We start from the raw sequence: 17,693 nt of genomic DNA, 5'->3' as shown, positions 1-17,693 counted from the left end.
GTGACCTTATTGATTTTTATGTGCAAATTATGCCCACAAAGTATCTTTGCCGCTGCATTAAATTGTAACCGTTGATGACAAACTCGGTGTAAAGGTAAAACGATGAAATACAGAATTAAAATTGGGCTGTATATACAAGTCAGAAAATCACCGTAAGTGATTGATATAAAGTAATCATTACGTATCCCCACCTAGAGCAGTAGGGATACGCTTTGCTAAAGGAAAATCGAACCTACAGCCAACGAATAACGGTTGCAAGCGTATGACTTTGACCTGGCTCTACAGTAGCCATATCACTCATTACATTCGCCGCTTCCAAGCACAACATAGTGTGATATTCATCATCTCGGAAGTTACTTAAGCGTTTTGATTTTTCAATCCAAGGATTCCACAAAACACAGGAGTTTGAATTCTCTCTTGTCACTTCAATGACCCCCTCAGGAGTATGGATCGTTTGCGTTGTGCCAGCTTGGGTATATACCATATCGGTCTCACGCGCGAAGCCAACCACATCCTGTTGAATATATGGTCCTTCATTGAATTCGATATAACTTGCACCTTGCAAGCCATCAACCTTAGTTCGCTCAATTTCAGAGGTAGGAAAGTAAGTATGCAAAGCTTGCGATAGCGTAAACGCACTATCACCCAGATTGGTGTTTGTTAATCGCACTTCCAGTTGCTCTGAAAAACGAAACTCAACTTCTAATTTGGATTTATAAGGCCAGTAAGTTTCATCCACTAAACGCATCGGTAACGACAAACGAACCACAATGTGATCGCTAAACTCATTCACCTCTTCAGCACGCCATAACAATTTACGTGCCACACCATGAATAGGCCAATCTGCTTTTTCATGAACCCCAAACCAAGGCCAACAAATTGGAATACCGCCTCTTATTGGTTTTCGCTCTTGGTAATCTTCATCAGCAGACACCCAAATTAAACTGTTTTTTCCTTTGGGTGTAAATTCGCTCAGCTGAGCCCCTTGCAAAAATACCTTGCCAGAGCAAAGTGGGCTGTCAACGTTGATATATTCAAGACCGCTGTCGGTATGTTGAATAGACACGGATGCTGATAATTCCATCTTTCACCTTATTGTTGAGTCTATGACTGGCCCTACATTACCGAAAACATGCGCTATGAGTAAATAAATAACGGCGAATAATGAAGGTTTTTCATCATTCGCCGTTAGCGTGAGGTAAAACGGTTATACCTTAAATTGACCGACAAGATTGGAAAGCTTTACAGATAACTTATTCATTTTTTCACCGCTTTGCGCGGCATTCGCGGCAACTTCTGTGACATTGTCTGCGGCATTTTTTATTTCTACTACATTGCGACTGATGTCTTCAGCAACATGCTGCTGCTCTTCTGCGGCCGTTGCGATTTGCATATTTACATCGCTAATGGTTTGAATGGACTTGGTAATATCACCAAATTGAGTCTGCGCAGACTGGCTTAGTTGCACTGCATTTTCTGTTCTTTGCAGGCTTTTGCGCATCTCTTGTGACACTTGCTCGGTCATTTTGCGTAGCTTATCTAATTGCGATGCTATTTCTTCGGTTGATTCTGAGGTGCGCTGTGACAGTGCCCGTACTTCATCAGCAACTACAGCAAACCCTCGGCCATGCTCACCAGCTCTTGCTGCTTCTATTGCAGCATTGAGCGCAAGTAGGTTAGTTTGCTCGGCAATGCCACGGATCACACTCAATATTGACATGATGTTCTCACTTTCACTATCAAGCTGAGTAATATTAGAATTAGCATCGGTGATCACCGATGACAGCTCCGCCACACTGTCAACCGTTTGCGTAATAACACTTTGTCCAAGTTCAGACGCTTGCTGTGTTTGCGATGCAAGCTCTGCAGCATTAGCGCAACTTGCAGCGACTTCATTCGCCGTTGCCGCCATTTGATTAATCGCTGTAGCCGCCATTTCCAGCGCTTGTCGTTGCTGTGATGTTGACTCGGTCAATTCAGCCGCTTGTGAAGATGTTTCTTGCGCGGTATGCGTCACCTGCTGTGCACACAGGTTGATTTGCGTTACCAACTGCGCAATCAAATTTAGAAATAGATTAAAACTATTGGCGAGTTTTCCTGTTTCATCTTTGGTTTTAATGTCTAGTCGTTGCGTTAAATCGCCACCACCTTGGGAAATCACCGTCAATCCATCACTCACCTCGGTAATAGGCCCAGAAATCAACCGTGAAATATACGTCCCTAGCGCAACAAAAACAGCGATGAGAATCGCACTTAACACCACTATGGTTAACGTCATCGCATTAGCTGACGCCATCACTTCACCTTTTTGCACTAAGCCTATAAACTTCCAACCCAATGATTTTGATGTGTAAATGTTGGCGAAGTAAGCTTTTCCTTCAAGGCTCACTTCGTGCAATCCACTGTCAAATTTAGCTATGGGACTAAATACGCCATTTGCAACTTCGTCAAATGCCTTAAACGTATGCTCTGGATATTTTGCATCAGCGAGCACTGTGCCGGTATTTTCAACAAGGACCAAGTAGCCTGTTTCTCCTAAGCGGATTTTCTTAACAATTCCTGTTAGGTCATTGAGTGACACATCCATACCTTGCGCACCGATGAGTCGGCCATTTTCCATGATGGCCCTTGCGGTCGACACGATCACCATATCATCCGGTGGCCAATAATACGCATTAGTGCGCACAGCTTTATCTGTTGCCCCTTCAGCGGTTTGATACCACGGCCTTGTACGTGGGTCATATCCTGCGTTTACTTCCCCTTGAGGCCATTGAATATAGCCACCTTCCGTATTCCCCATGTAAATGTAGGCAATACCTGGGTGAGTCTGCCCAAACAGTTCAAATACTTGATAAGCTTTTTTTTCAATCGGTGAGTTTTGCAAAGAGCTGAGGTTTGTTGTTGTACTTTTATCAAAATAGCTTTCTACCCCTGAACGAGCGGCAATCACATCAGGGTGGCTGGCGAGATAATTAACGTTTTTCGCAATCTCAGAGAAAAACATCGAGATGCCATTATCGATTTGTAATGCCTCTCGGTTGGCCATCTCAGTGAAGCTTTCCAAGGACACTTGGCGGGTTTGTGAAATCATCAGCCCAGCAATTATGATTAACGGCAACGCAATTGCAGACATAAATGCCAAGCGTAGCTTTTGCGAAATTCTCATACCCACACCAACTTCAAAAGTTCATCATCAAAATATAGTTAGCGATTTCCGATATGGTCAAGCATTCGGAACGTAATTATATGAATTTATGGCAATAACTTCGTGTTTCTAATTTGAGTTAACGCTGCAAAATAGTCTACCCTATTAAAGACAAGTAACTATCACAGTAACTCAAAAGTGGGTAACCATGCATAAACTAACACCTCTCGCGCTCGCAATGAGCCTCCTTCCAGCTTTTGCTCAAGCAAACGATGGGGAAATAGCCAAGTTAAAGCAACAACTTGCAGACTTACAAAAGCAGATCCAAAAACTTGAACAAAAGTCAGAACAAAAACCGAAAGATAAAACATCCGGCATCAAAGTTGGCGGCGCAGTGCGTACTAACTTTAGCCATACCTCATATAACGATGGTAATAAAAATCGTGGTGGAGACTTCGACTTCGATGTATTTCGGGTTAATTTTTCAGGTGATATCGGCAATGTCCAGCTTAATGCCGAAATCCGATTTTTTGACTACATGAGCGCCGTAAAATATGCCTATGTTGGCTATGATTTTGCCAAAGATTGGCAAGTACAAGCAGGCATAACCAAAGTACCTTTCGGCAATTGGCCCTATAACTCACACAACTATTTCTTCAATACGACTTACTACATAGGTCTTGAAGATGACCACGATTTAGGGCTGTTGTTTAAGCGTAAGCTCAAAGATAACTGGCAGTTAGATATTGGCTTTTTCAAAAATGACGAGTTAGGCGGTGTGGATGGTTATGTAGAAGACCGCAATGACCGTTACTCATATGACATCGTCGGTTATCGTAAAGCCGGTGATGGTATCTATGACAACCCTGCTCAACCTTTGGGTGAATACAACACGCTTGCAGGACGTTATGCCTATCATTTCAAACATAAAAGTGGCACAACTGAAGTCGGTTTTTCTGGTCAAACTGGTGGCCTTCACAACGGTGTAGAACGTGCCGGTGATTACCAATCTTGGGCAGTGCACATTAACAGTAATATCGGCCCATGGAACTTTCAGCTTCAACATGGTGAATATAATTACGATATTGATGGTGTTGAGCGTATGGCTGTCGGTGCTTACGCGTTTTATGACAGTATGGCTGCCGAAGCAACTACCTCTAACTTAAATGTGGCTTATAGTTTACCTATCAAGTGGGGCGCAATAACCGGACTGCAATTTTACAATGACTTTGGCATCATCTACGACAAGTCTGATCATACTGAAAACACGTGGATGAATGTCACTGGGGTATCCGTCGCAGCAGGTGGCTTTTTCACCTATTTTGACTTTGTGAATGCAAAAAACCAACCTTTTGTTGGTGGCTCGATCGCCGGTGACAGTGATGATACTGAGCAGCGCTTTAATATCAATATCGGTTACTATTTCTAACACTCTTTGTACAACAGTCATAAAAGAACAAACCTTTTATGACTGCTGCAAAACTCGCAAACTTATTACTATATGATAAGCTTTAACTACCCAATTTTTGCGTGAGCGCAGCTATGGCAAAACTTTTTAATCGGTGTTTTTGGCTTCATGTTGCAGGCATTGGCTTTGTTGGCTTAGGCTTCATTGGCATTGTATTACCTGTAATGCCAACCACCGTTTTTTTTATTTTGGCACTGGCTTGTTTTACACGCTCCAACCCTAAGTTGGCCAATTGGTTACTGACACACAAAAAGTTTGGTCCAACTCTTGTACAATGGCATGAACATCGAGTGATCCCCACGAAAGGCAAATACTATGCTTTGCTCGGTATGTCGTTGGGTTTTGTGGCATTGCTGTTTAGCCAGCCAGCAGTTTGGGTGTTAATCACTGTCGCATTGTGCGAGTTACTGGTTATCGCCTATATTTTCTCAAAACCATCGCAGCCACCTATACCCGCTAAGATGAAATAAATCAGTCAACATTTCTTAAGCAGCACTTTTTTGTATAATGCACATCTCTTTCACAAAAAGGATTTGCCATGAATTTAAACCAAGTCACCCTTCCCGTTCATAATATGCAGCAGTGCACCCACTTTTATCGTGTACTCGGTTTTTTACAAATCGTAGACACCGAGCATTACGCGCGTTTCGAGTGCCCTAATGGTGCCACTTTCTCGTTATCTTTAAACGAGAACCCGCAACAACATGGTGTGACGATTTATTTTGAGCATGAACAGCTTGATGAATGGGTAGAGCAACTGCAGCAAAAGGGCATCACGTTTACTGAGCTTCCTCAAGACAAGCGTTATTTATGGCGTGAGGCACAACTACAAGACCCCAGTGGTAATAAGATAAAACTCTATTGGGCAGGTGAAAATCGTTTAAATCCACCGTGGCGAGTAGAGAAGCGCAAGTAATTAAGGTTTCCATGAAAAAAACCGAATACAGCAATCGAGATAAGTCACTGTCAATCCAATAAGTTCATATCTATAGTCTAAAATACAGTCAATGCTTGTTAGTTAGCACCGCAAATAACGAGCAAGAAAGTTACGTACAATTTTAGTCTAAAAGGGTAAGAGCATGGATCAAAACAGCAAAATAACAACTGGGAAATGCCCCGTTATGCATGGCAGCAATACGCGTGTTGGTGATAATCGCACTAAAAATACAGATTGGTGGCCGAACCAACTAAACCTCAAAATTCTTCATCAAAATGACCAAAAAGCCAATCCTCTTGGGGCAAACTTTGACTATGCCAAAGCCTTTAGCCGACTAGATTTAAGTGCAGTCAAACAAGACCTGCACACCTTAATGACCGATTCAAAAGCTTGGTGGCCAGCTGATTTTGGCCATTATGGCCCTTTTATGATCCGAATGGCTTGGCACGCAGCGGGGACCTATCGTACTGCCGATGGCAGAGGGGGTGCTGCAACCGGTAATCAACGTTTTGCACCATTAAATAGCTGGCCTGATAATGCCAATTTGGATAGAGCTCGGCGCCTACTTTGGCCAGTAAAACAAAAATATGGCAATAGTATCTCTTGGGCCGACCTTTTCATATTAGCGGGCAATGTTGCATTAGAGTCTATGGGCTTGAAAACCTTTGGCTTTGCCGGTGGCCGAGAGGATATTTGGGAACCTGAAGAAGACATTTACTGGGGTGTAGAAAAAGAATGGTTGGATAACAATCGTTACAGTGGTGATAGAGAGCTTGAACACCCTTTAGCTGCCGTGCAAATGGGCCTGATTTATGTCAATCCCGAGGGGCCTGATGGCAACCCAGATCCAGTCGCCTCAGGCAAAGATATTCGCGAAACCTTCAAGCGCATGGCCATGGATGATGCCGAAACCGTGGCACTGACAGCGGGTGGGCATACCTTTGGTAAATGTCACGGAGCAGCCTCAGACTCCCATGTTGGACCAGAACCAGAAGCGGCGCCAATAGAAGAAATGGGCTTTGGTTGGCAAAACCAATATGGTAGTGGTTATGGCTCAGATACCATTACTAGCGGGATTGAAGGTGCTTGGACGCCAACACCCACACAGTGGGACAACAGCTATTTTGACATGTTGTTTGGCTACCAATGGACTTTATCAAAAAGCCCCGCAGGCGCAAATCAATGGGTACCCGTAGAACTTGCACCTGAGCATCATGCTCCAGATGCGGAGGATACCAATAAACGAGTTGGTATCATGATGACAACCGCGGATATGGCAATGCGTGAAGATCCAAAATATCGCGAAATATCAAAATATTACCATGATAATCCAGATGCCTTTGCAGATGCCTTTGCACGCGCATGGTTTAAACTCACTCACCGCGACTTAGGCCCAAAATCACGTTACTTAGGCTCTGAAGTCCCCGATGAAGATTTATTATGGCAAGATCCGATCCCAGCTGTAACACATGAATTGGTTGATCAGCGAGATATCGATCACTTAGCAGCTCAAATCTTAGCATCAGGATTGAGTGTGTCTGAACTTGTATATACAGCTTGGTCATCGGCCTCGACCTTTAGAGGATCCGATTGCAGAGGAGGTGCCAATGGCGCTCGCATTCGTCTTGCACCACAAAACCAATGGCCCGTGAATCAGCCTGAGCAACTGCAAAAAGTCCTCTCACTACTGGGTCAAATACAACAACGCTTCAATAATGAGCAAACCACGAATAAAGCGATTTCATTGGCTGACCTTATTGTCTTAGCGGGCGCAGTCGCCATCGAAAAAGCGGCTAAAGATGCGGGATTCGATGTGTTAGTACCATTTATACCAGGGCGCACCGATGCCAGTTCCGAGCAAACAGATGTCGAATCATTTGAAGTATTAGAACCGCTTGCCGATGGCTTTAGGAATTATCTGAAAAAAGCGTACAGCGTCAGCGCCGAAGAGCTACTGCTAGACAAAGCCCAATTGCTAACACTTACCGCACCAGAAATGACGGTGTTAATAGGCGGGCTACGCGTACTCAACGTCAACTATGAACAACGACCTCACGGCGTATTTACTGAACGGCCAGGTATATTGAGCAACGATTTCTTCGTCAATTTGTTAGATATGGATACGCAATGGCGCCCAGAAAATAAACAAGCTAATACTTTTATCGGCTATTGCAGAAAAACAGGGAAACAGAAATGGCAAGCAACACGAGTGGATTTAGTGTTTGGCTCCAACTCGCAGTTAAGAGCAATTAGCGAAGTATATGGCTGCGAAGCCAATCAGTTAAAATTTGTGGAAGATTTTATTGCTGCTTGGAACAAAGTCATGAATGCCGACCGATTTGATATTAGATAAGTATTAACATGATAAAGGAGCACTTTTGCTGTGCTCCTTTCGTTTGGTTGTGGCTTAAGCTATCACTTTTTACTAGGCACAAGCCCCCACTCTACACAACACCAATCATCCGGCTTACCTGTGTCATTTTCAAAAATGCATATACCACCCGTTGGTACTTTTAGATCACTAAAAGCAAACTGTGGGTCAATAACATGGCTAAATCGCATAATGCCGTTACTGCTAACCATCAAGGTGGTTTTATTTTTTTGGCTTTGCAATAAGCGCTGTGCAAATGAACGCCAACCTGCGCGCAATTCTACAGGGTCAACCAGCCAACCCTGCGGCACTATGGCATCACTATTCCAACGGTCTATTACTGCCTTGCCAAGGACTAAATCGCCCTGACCTAAACGTTTCATTACAGTCTCTTCTACTTGATTTTCATCCGGACCATAATCAATTTCATTTAAAAATGTGTCCAGTTGGATCTCAGACTCAGCAATGTTGAGCACCCCGCAAATTAACTTTGCAGTTTGCTGATGACGTTTTAAAGGACCTGCATATACGGTATCTGGTACTAGATTATTATCCAATAAGTAATGACCGACAGACTGGCCTTTGACTTGCTCAACCAACTCTAAATCTGTGCGTGCACCAACTCGTGTAGGCGTATCCGTTGGCAAGAAAGTGTTTCCATGTCTTACCACTATTAATCGTGTTGTCATTACTACTTATCCAATTTTGTTAAACATGATAACCGTTAGTGCTGTTATTACAGCTCGTATTCACCGTCAGTGGCAATAATGGCTTGTGCGCGCTCGATATCCTCTGGGCTATCAACGCCACTCATCCCCGTGCGACCCTGATAGCTCACAGGCACCATTTTCACAATCATCGCATTTTCTAAAAAGCGCATCTGCTCTAGACCTTCACAATTTTCATAGGTGCTTTCAGGTAAAGCAAAATAAGCCTCTAGCGCTTTTGCAGTATAACCATACAAGCCAATATGGCGTTTTACTGGCGAAAGCTCAGAAGACTTGCGCATGTCTGCTTCTTTTCGTATTGCTGGAATGATGTTTTTACTGAAGGTTAAAGCGTGTTGATCTTTGTTAACCTGTACGGTGGTGCCACTAAATGGCGTGATCTTTTTCACTTCTCTAAGCTTATCAAGTTCCTGCCAAGTTAAATCCACATAAGGTGTGAATACTTCGCCCGCGCTACTCGCTCGCCAAGATTCAATCAGACCACTAATAAACCAAGGTGGGCAAAGTGGATTATCGCCTTGTAAATTAACGATAAAGTCAGGTTTATCAGTCAATTGCTGTAATACATCATAGCAACGTTCAGTTCCACTACTACACTTTGGCGACGTCATCATACAAGGCACTTGATGTTGCTGACACAATTGCACAATACGCTCATCATCTGTTGCTACCACATAATCACACTGTGGTTGGTGTTTACTGACATGGTTTGCGATATCAGCAACGCGTAACAACATCTCTCTGCCCGCTATTTTAATTAAAGGTTTACCCGGTAATCTGGTACTGCCATATCTAGCAGGGATCACTATCAACGTTTTATGCATTGAAAAGTCCTTAAAAATATTTGAATAAGGCTAAACCATATGAATAACCTAAATTGTGCACATTATAGAACGCCTGCACCTTCGCTTTAAAGGTCTGTCTTACCCTATGCCGATTATTACGAGGGCCATTCGCTGACTAGCACCGCTCATCATGCCATAGTTAAGCGTTTGGTTTATCATCACAATGCTCAACTACCCATTGAGTTTGCACCAACTGCATCAAGATAGTCGCATTCTCAAAATCATATTCATCAAGGAGCCGCGCCAGTTCTAGTAACTGGGGCTGATAGCTCTTATATGGCAGTAAACTGATTAATTCATCAACCACATCCGCTGCCCCAGTGTCACTGTCGGCAAGCATACTACTGAGTATCTTGAATTTGTTTTTTATTTGGGTGGTATCCTGGCGCTGTGTAGCAGTACCTTGTGCATGAGTGTGCACTTTGTAGTGTGGTTTTAAATTTCGCAATACGCTTTTAATACGCTGCATAAAAGTTGGCAAGCTGTGTTGAATTGCCTCAATATGTGGCAGTATATTACCACTGCCTTGCAAACATGTGTGTTCGAGTTCCGAGGCTAAGCGCTGTAGTTCACACGCTCCGATATTACCCGCTAGCGCCTTAAATGTATGTACCCAATGCGCAATTTTGCCGTTATCTTGTACATTTTCAGACAATAAACCTGTTAACTGTTGAACAAATGCCTCTTCTTTGTCCGCAAAGCGCCTCAGCAGTTGTATATACAATGCAAAATCGCCATCAGCTATGCGCAACCCGGCTTTTGGATCAAGCCCTTCTATGCCAGAAAAGGCTTTAATTTCATCATGATGAATATCCTTTTTTTCAGGGACAGTGACAGTTTTGGTTGGCGAAACCCACTTTATTATCGTCGTTATCATGTCAGCGATATTAATCGGTTTAAAAATAATATCATTCATACCACATGCTTTAACTGCATGCTGATTGTCTTTTGTAACGCTCGCGGTCATGGCAATAATAGGGAGATTTATTAAATGTGCCTGTGTGCGGATCCGCTTGGTTGTTTCATACCCATCCATTAAAGGCATTTGGCAATCCATTAGCACCCCATCAAATGAGTGGCTTTTTAAAATATCTAACGCTTGTTGACCATTACTTGCAACCTCAACTTGCGCCCCATGCTTCGTTAACAATGCTACAGCAAGCTCTTGATTTAATTCATTGTCCTCAACCAAAAGTAAGTTAAGGTTGCGAAGTGGTTGTTCATTATTTTGATCCACCGGCACGTCTTGATTGTCTATGCTTGCTCCACCGAGCTTACTCATTACTGAATATAAGTGAGTTGGAAAAATAGGCTTAGTCAGCAATAGCGTCTTAGCATCCCTTGCAGCAATATGCTGCAGGTGCTCAGTATCATAATCGGCCATGAGTACAACATAGCAATCGGGACGGTGTTCTTTAAACTTCTTAATAAGTGATAATTGTTGCTCAGAGTTTTGATCAACAAACAAAATATCGGTTTGTGTTAACAACGGTTCTATTTGTTTCATTTGTGCGCTGCTAAAGCATTGTACGTGCAAATTGCCATGCTCCAAGTAGCGCGATAAAGCCCTGCTAGCATATTGATCGTCATCCACCACTAAAGCGTGACTTATTAACAGCTCAGGCGCTTCAATTAGCTTATCCGATAAGCATTGCAATGCAATAGTGAACGAAAACGTACTGCCAATATCGGGGGTGCTCTGACACTCAATTTTTCCCCCCATCAAGGTAACGAGTTTCTGACTGATGGCTAACCCCAACCCAGTGCCACCGAACTTACGTGTGATTGATGAGTCAGCTTGGCTGAACGATTCAAACAACTTACGTTGCTGCTCTTGCGTCATACCTATTCCCGAATCAATGACTGCAACGGCTAGCGTGAGCTGATTTTGACTTTTTTCCTCCAAGGTGACATTAAACATAACTTGGCCACCTTGCTCAGTAAACTTAATGGCATTACTGCCCAAATTTAATAGCACCTGACTAATACGTAATGGATCACCACTGAGCTGGTAGGGAATATGCGAGTCAATTGACACACTGACTTTTAAGTCTTTCTCCTGAGCCTTAATGCTCAGCACATCGATACAATTTGATAAAGCCTCTTCTAATGAGAACGGCACAGCTTCAATATCCAATTTGCCCGCTTCAATTTTAGAAAAGTCTAAAATATCATTGATGATCCCCAACAAAGACTCGGCACTGCGGTGGATTTTCTCTACATAATTACGTTGTTTGCGATTAAGCTCTGTATCTAACACCAAGTAACTCATGCCGATAATGGCGTTCATGGGCGTACGGATTTCATGAGACATGTTAGACAAAAAGTCAGATTTAGCTTGGGTGGCACTCTCAGCCGTTTCTTTGGCCTGTTTTAACGCTGACTCCAGTGTTTTTGCGTCAGAAATATCCATATTAATACCGAATATACTGCGCTTTTGGGTTTTGCTATCTTGGTGAAAGCTGCGACCAATGCTGAGTATCCACTTCCACTTATCATCTGCAGTGCGCATTCTAAATTCACAGCGGAACATAGATGACTGCTTTTTAAAATATGCAATTAGCGTATTTTGCACATGATCAAAATCATCAGGATGAATCAGTGAGCGCCAACGTGCTATCCCTTTACCATGTTTTTGCTCAAGCTCATTATCAAAATATCCCAGCATCGTTGACCAAACTGTATTCGTTAGCAGAATATCTTTATAACTATCCCACTCCCAGGTGCCCACATTTGCACCATGCATTGCCAATTCAATACGTTGCTCTGCATCTTTAAGCTCGCCATAGGATAAAGAGTTTGCTAATGCTACCGCCAAATGATTACCAACGACTCGCAAAATACTCAGCTGAGCCTCGCCAAATGCCTGCTCTTTATCTGATTGCAACGAAAAAATACCAAGCACCTTGCCGTCCACAACCAAAGGCATACAAAATACAGATTGGGTCTGCGCACCATTTAAGCTATCAGATGGCTGCAAATTGTACTCTTGCCACGTATCACTATTATCAAGTAACAGCTCAGTACCTAGTTTTATGCAGATGCTTTCAGGAAGGCTATTATTGCTTATCTCAATATCTAATAGCGACAGTGGGTTACCACTTTGTTCCGCAAAAATAAACTCCATCATTTGCTCATCTTGCTGATAAAGCCCAACCGCAAAAAAGTCAAAGGCAAGAGTATTAGACAGGTGAGCATTGATCGTATGGCAAATTTTACCCATATCATGGCTTGCAGCTGCATCCTTACCAACCTCTGCGAGCACAATAATATCTTGCGTACGCTGAGCCACTTTTTGCTCCAACTTCATGCCAGCCAAGCTGAGTCGCCTGAAACGCCAAGCTATTGCACTGGCCACCATCATAACTAACAATATTGGCATTGATATTTGGAACCATAATGTTTGAAACCAAGCGGGTACGCGCACAATTTTGATGGCTATACCTTGGTCATTCCACACACCATGATTATTACTGCCCCGAACTCGCAGTTCGTATTCACCCGGAGGCAAATCTCGATAAGTTACTTTATGGCTTGCGGTAATATCGCTCCAACCATTTTGATAACCAACTAACCACGTTCGATAGCGGTTATCTGTAGGAGCTTGATAATCCAAAGCTGAGAAATATACAGACAACGTATGATTTTTTGGCTTCATGATTATTGGTTGACTTAAGTCTTCAACTCGCTGTTCATCCACCCACGCCTGAGTAAACACTAATTTGGGAATAGCCGTATTAACTTTGACTTTATCAGGTGAGAAACGTGTTATCCCATCAATACTCCCAAACAAGATCTGATCTTCGACCATTGCTTGAGAGCGCACCAAGAAATGGTTGTTTGCCAGTCCATCATGGGTGGTAAAATGGTGAAATACGTTATTTTTTGTATCTACCTTGTATATACCACTTGATGTCGCAAGCCATAAAAGCCCTTTTTTATCTGCTATCATTGACTTAACAACAAATGAAGTATCTATTGTAGTGTTGTTAAAGCGCTTAAAGTGACGGCTTTTTAGGTCATAACTGGTCAAACCATTATTAGTCGCTAGCCAAACTTTACCATCAAACTCTATTGCTTGATTCACATAGTTATTACTCAAACTCGCTTCGTCACTATGCGTGATGAATTGAACCGAGTTTAGGCCATTTGACTCTATTCGAAACACCCCCTCACCATCGGTTCCTGCCCAAATCCGCTGCTCACTGTCGACAAATAAAAAGTTAGCATCTACATGGGGCAGCAAAGATTGGTATTGATCCGTGCCAAGCCGCCATCTTATGACTGAATTTTGCCCACCAAGGATCAGCCAAGCCCAGCCTTGACGGTCAAAGACAATATCTTCTATAGAGTGGCGCTCATCGTTGAGCCAAAACAAGGGGACCAAATGCAACTCATTTGTTTGTTCATCAACGCGGTAAAGACCGAAATTTGTTGCTGCAAACAATTGATCATATTGATTGCGTGCCAGTTTATGGATGCGCAACCGGTAATCTCCCGTCAGCTCTGAGCGCTTAGCAAAGGGTGTAAACGTCTGTTTTGCGTCAAAATGCACGAGCCCTCTGCCCGTACCTAACCACACTCCACCCTGACGAGCTTCAGCCATACTCAGAACTTGACGAAATAACCCAGATAGTAAGTAATCTTGTAAATAATTCTGATGGGAGATAAAAATAGGTGGCTCGGGATAAATTTTCACCACGCCCGAATAGCGCGTTGCTGCCCAAAGTAACCCTGTTTTATCTAGCAAGATCTGCCTAACGTCTCTACTTGATAGCAATGCCAGCTCAGACGTGTGCGGCATGTTTACAAACTCACGCTTGGTCGAAGAAAAGCGATAAATACCGGCAAAAGTTGACAAAATAATGTCACCGTTATGATGTAGCATACTGGAAATACTGGGCAAGCTCTCTGAAGGCAAGTCAAATGTTTGATACTGGCCGGTTTGAGGTGAAAATAAACCAAAACTACGCCTTGTGGCGAGCCACATTCGTCCTTGTTCATCAAACGAGACGTGTCGAACTTCTTGGTGGTCTAGCTGACTTGAACTCATGTCAAAACTGGTAACTTGGCCGGTTTGTCTATCCAGCTTTTGCAAACCATATGATGTGCCATACCAAATGCCCCCTTGCGTATCTTCGCTAATACTCCAAACACGATTCTTGCCAGTGTGGTTTGGGTCATCAGCGCCATACATAAAGCGCTTAAAGCTGAGCTGATCAGTTTGTAATTGATTTAACCCACCGCCATTAGTACCAACCCATAAAGTACCATCGCGGCTTTCAAATAAAGTTTGAATTTTATCCGCGCCTAATGAATCCTCTTTTTTACTATCATGGCGAAGATGTAAAAACGACTGGGGACCCGTGAGCAAATTGAGCCCACCTCCCCATGTACCAGCCCAAAGTCTTCCCTGACTATCAAAAAGAATACTTGAAACGCTATTAGCGGATAGAGAATCACCGAGGTTTACATCATTTTTATAGGTAACAAATTGGTAGCCATCGTAGCGCATAATGCCATCTGCGCTTGCGAACCACATATAGCCATTAGAGTCCTTAGCTAGCGCGTAAATTTGCGGATTAGACAGCCCGTTGTAGGCCGAAATATGCTCCACTTTTAGCTCAGGACTTACCACTTGTGCTTGGGCGTTATTTTGAGTAGCCGCAAAAAGCGTAACAGCCAATAAGATAAAAGCGACGAACGATGGTTTCACAAACACTCCAAGGTAGGTCCACGCAACGTAATAACCTACGACCGATGTCGGCCAACATAAAACTAAAATTATAACAGTAATTTCACTAATTTAAGGATATTTACCCTTCATGATGCATCTGCTAGCCCTTATGCTATTACTATACAATTGGCTGGAAAAAAAAGTGGATTCATGAACGCTCCCTCAAAGAAAATGACCGTGCTCATCGTTGACCCTTTCGAAGCATTTAGAGCGATGATTAGTAAAGTGCTCCATGAGTTCGGAGAAGTCATGGTCATTCAAAGCTCCCATGGCAATGATGCGCTTGATAAACTTGCCTATCACGATGTTGACCTGATAATTGCAGAGTGGCAGCTGTCTGGCGTATCTGGGATCGACTTTTTAACACAAGTTCGTACTACCCCTCGAACCGCGAATATTCCATTTCTCATGACATCTTCCACGATTGAGCAATCGCACGTCGTTCGAGCAATCCAATGCGGCGTATCAGAATTTGTGGTCAAGCCCTTTTCTAGCAAGCAACTAACGTCACGAATTCAACGCGCCCTCTCACGACCAATTCGTGCCTATCAAGGTGAGCTTGAACAAGATGCAAAACCAAACCAAGACAATCAGATCCAAGTATTAATTGTTGACGATGTTGCAGACAACATCAAAGTGATCAGTGATATTTTGCGTAAAGACTATAAGGTGCGAGCGGCATTAAATGGTAAAAAAGCGCTACAAATATGCGCTGTAGAGCCTCAGCCAGACATTATCTTGCTCGATATCATGATGCCAGAAATGGACGGCTTACAAGTCTGTCAGAAACTAAAGTCTGATCCCAATACCCAGCACATTACGGTTATTTTTCTAAGCGCGCTTGAGCAAACTGAACACGTTGTCAAAGGCCTTTCATTGGGAGCGGTCGATTACATTACTAAACCAGCCAATCCGGCCATAGTAAAATCAAGAGTGCAAGCACACTGTAGAAACATTCACTCAAATAGATTGATGCGAGATCAAATCGACACCATGCTTGAGAATGCACGACTCAGAGACGAGTTTGACAGTTTGAATCAAAATGAATTGTCCAAGCCCGTTGCTCATATCAAGCAAGCGAGCGACCTTTTGGCTAATCATTTACATCAACCAGAGCAAGCAAAACACTATCTCAATGAGATAAAATTCAGTTGCAACCAACTACAATTGCACTTAGATGGAATTTCAGCACTGTGTAAAATTGAAAAGGGCAGTTACACACTAAGCCCACAGTCTCATAATCTGTCTCTGGTCATTGATAACGTACTAGAAAATTTAGCAAACATGCTGAGCCAATATAAACTTAGCGCCCATACCTCTGTAGATAAAACTTTGCAGTTTTTCGGTGAGCAGACTCTTACTTATACACTGCTGATCCATCTCATAAAAAATGCCATAGAGGCATCGAGTAAAAGAGCAAGTATCAATATTAATGCCAGTCAAAGCGACGGTCATATCGTCATCACAATACACAACTCAGACGCTGTGCCACAGCAAGTTCAAGAACAATTTTTTGAAAAATTCGTCAGTTATGGCAAGCCGGGACATTTAGGCATGGGAACCTATACTGCAAGGCTACTCTGTGAAGAGCAAGGGGGAAGGCTGGCTTTTAGAACAGATCAAAGCCTTGGCACGGAAGTGTATGTGCACCTTCCAATAGGGAAGTAAGCTAGTTGACTAGCATCGCGCTTATTTTATCACTTTAAGATAACTCGGCTGCGCTTCTGGTCTCATTGGGATTGTCGTCTGCTCGCGATATCCTAGAGTTTCAGCACGTAGAGCACTAACATGATTGAAAACAGTTTTAACACCGTAGTATTGTTCAATATCTTTATCGCTCTCTAGCAGATCACCCAACTCAAGCATTAGATAGTAGGCAGTATGTTGAATTTTTTCAGGCACTTGCTCTTCAATGTCACCCTTTATAAAGCAACGACGAATACAAAGTTCAAGACGGTTACATCCATGCCCTTGCACAATCATGCCAACCGCCAATGCGATCGCAACAACCATCAAAACTATAAAAATTATAACCGGTTGCATCGTTTATGCATCCTCCACATATTGACCCTAGAATGTGATAAGTTATTTATTTCGACCCAAATGCCATAGTCAAACTCTGTACAGAAGATTTGTTCAGCTGGCTGATAAACCTTCAACATCTAAGCCATTTAACATTTCAAATATAAAGCCATTAGAAAAATAACAATTACACTACACGTAAAGATAAAAGCCAAATATTTTTACCAAATATTAACTTTCGCTTTAAAGGGTGTCAATTCAAACTAAGTCCATTCAAATTTAATTATCGACAATGAACTGATATGGCAAATAAAAACCGTATACTGAATCGCCCCGAGTTCATCGGAGACTAGTTGTTTAAGTCAGGCTACTTTACCTGACTCTTTTAAATTATCATAGAAATCAGCTTCATATTGAGCTGGTGAAATATATCCAATAGA

At 42.8% G+C, this 17,693-nt stretch carries 11 protein-coding genes; 5 read left to right on the top strand and 6 right to left on the bottom strand.

What is annotated here, in order from left to right:
- Positions 1-232 precede the first annotated feature (232 nt).
- Entirely contained in the window at positions 233-1,084 is an 852-nt protein-coding gene (locus HC733_RS17200; protein WP_190366246.1) for a D-hexose-6-phosphate mutarotase, read from the bottom strand.
- Positions 1,085-1,207: 123 nt separating this feature from the next.
- Positions 1,208-3,166, bottom strand: coding sequence for a methyl-accepting chemotaxis protein (locus HC733_RS17195; protein ID WP_190366245.1), 1,959 nt, complete (start codon positions 3,164-3,166; stop codon positions 1,208-1,210).
- A 187-nt stretch (positions 3,167-3,353) separates the two neighbouring features.
- On the opposite strand from HC733_RS17195, the gene HC733_RS17190 reads away from it, so the two are divergent.
- From HC733_RS17190 to katG, 4 genes are all read left to right on the top strand, one after another.
- Positions 3,354-4,574 (top strand): porin, encoded by a 1,221-nt coding sequence (locus HC733_RS17190; protein WP_190366244.1) that lies wholly within the window; start codon positions 3,354-3,356, stop codon positions 4,572-4,574.
- Positions 4,575-4,687: 113 nt separating this feature from the next.
- Positions 4,688-5,083 carry a YbaN family protein gene (locus tag HC733_RS17185; RefSeq protein ID WP_190366243.1) on the top strand — a complete coding sequence of 132 codons (396 nt, stop codon included), beginning with the start codon at positions 4,688-4,690 and terminating at the stop codon, positions 5,081-5,083.
- Positions 5,084-5,151: 68 nt separating this feature from the next.
- Positions 5,152-5,529, top strand: coding sequence for a VOC family protein (locus HC733_RS17180; protein WP_190366242.1), 378 nt, complete (start codon positions 5,152-5,154; stop codon positions 5,527-5,529).
- Positions 5,530-5,692: 163 nt separating this feature from the next.
- A complete protein-coding gene (gene katG / locus HC733_RS17175) occupies positions 5,693-7,903 on the top strand; it encodes a catalase/peroxidase HPI (RefSeq protein WP_190366241.1) in 2,211 nt (736 codons plus the stop codon).
- Positions 7,904-7,965: 62 nt separating this feature from the next.
- On the opposite strand, the gene HC733_RS17170 is transcribed toward katG, so the two are convergent.
- From HC733_RS17170 to HC733_RS17160, 3 genes are all read right to left on the bottom strand, one after another.
- Positions 7,966-8,610 (bottom strand): histidine phosphatase family protein, encoded by a 645-nt coding sequence (locus tag HC733_RS17170; RefSeq protein ID WP_190366240.1) that lies wholly within the window; start codon positions 8,608-8,610, stop codon positions 7,966-7,968.
- Positions 8,611-8,657: 47 nt separating this feature from the next.
- Entirely contained in the window at positions 8,658-9,473 is an 816-nt protein-coding gene (locus tag HC733_RS17165) for a 3-deoxy-manno-octulosonate cytidylyltransferase family protein (RefSeq protein ID WP_190366239.1), read from the bottom strand.
- A 160-nt stretch (positions 9,474-9,633) separates the two neighbouring features.
- On the bottom strand, positions 9,634-15,210 hold the full coding sequence (locus HC733_RS17160) for a two-component regulator propeller domain-containing protein (RefSeq protein WP_190366238.1): 5,577 nt from the start codon (positions 15,208-15,210) through the stop codon (positions 9,634-9,636).
- 171 nt (positions 15,211-15,381) lie between these two features.
- Here HC733_RS17160 and HC733_RS17155 point away from each other — a divergent pair, with 171 nt between their 5' ends.
- Positions 15,382-16,899, top strand: a complete 1,518-nt coding sequence (locus HC733_RS17155) for a response regulator (protein WP_190366237.1) — start codon at positions 15,382-15,384, stop codon at positions 16,897-16,899.
- 21 nt (positions 16,900-16,920) lie between these two features.
- Here HC733_RS17155 and HC733_RS17150 read toward each other — a convergent pair whose 3' ends face one another.
- Complete coding sequence (locus tag HC733_RS17150) at positions 16,921-17,274, bottom strand: hypothetical protein (RefSeq protein ID WP_190366236.1); 354 nt, start codon at positions 17,272-17,274, stop codon at positions 16,921-16,923.
- Between the last annotated feature and the right edge of the window lie 419 nt (positions 17,275-17,693).

Origin of the sequence: Pseudoalteromonas sp. S16_S37 (genome assembly GCF_014694405.1) — a bacterium.
Taxonomy (GTDB): Bacteria; Pseudomonadota; Gammaproteobacteria; order Enterobacterales; family Alteromonadaceae; genus Pseudoalteromonas.
The sequence above is the reverse complement of the archived record's forward strand: the minus strand, read 5'-3'. Positions and strand labels throughout refer to the sequence as shown.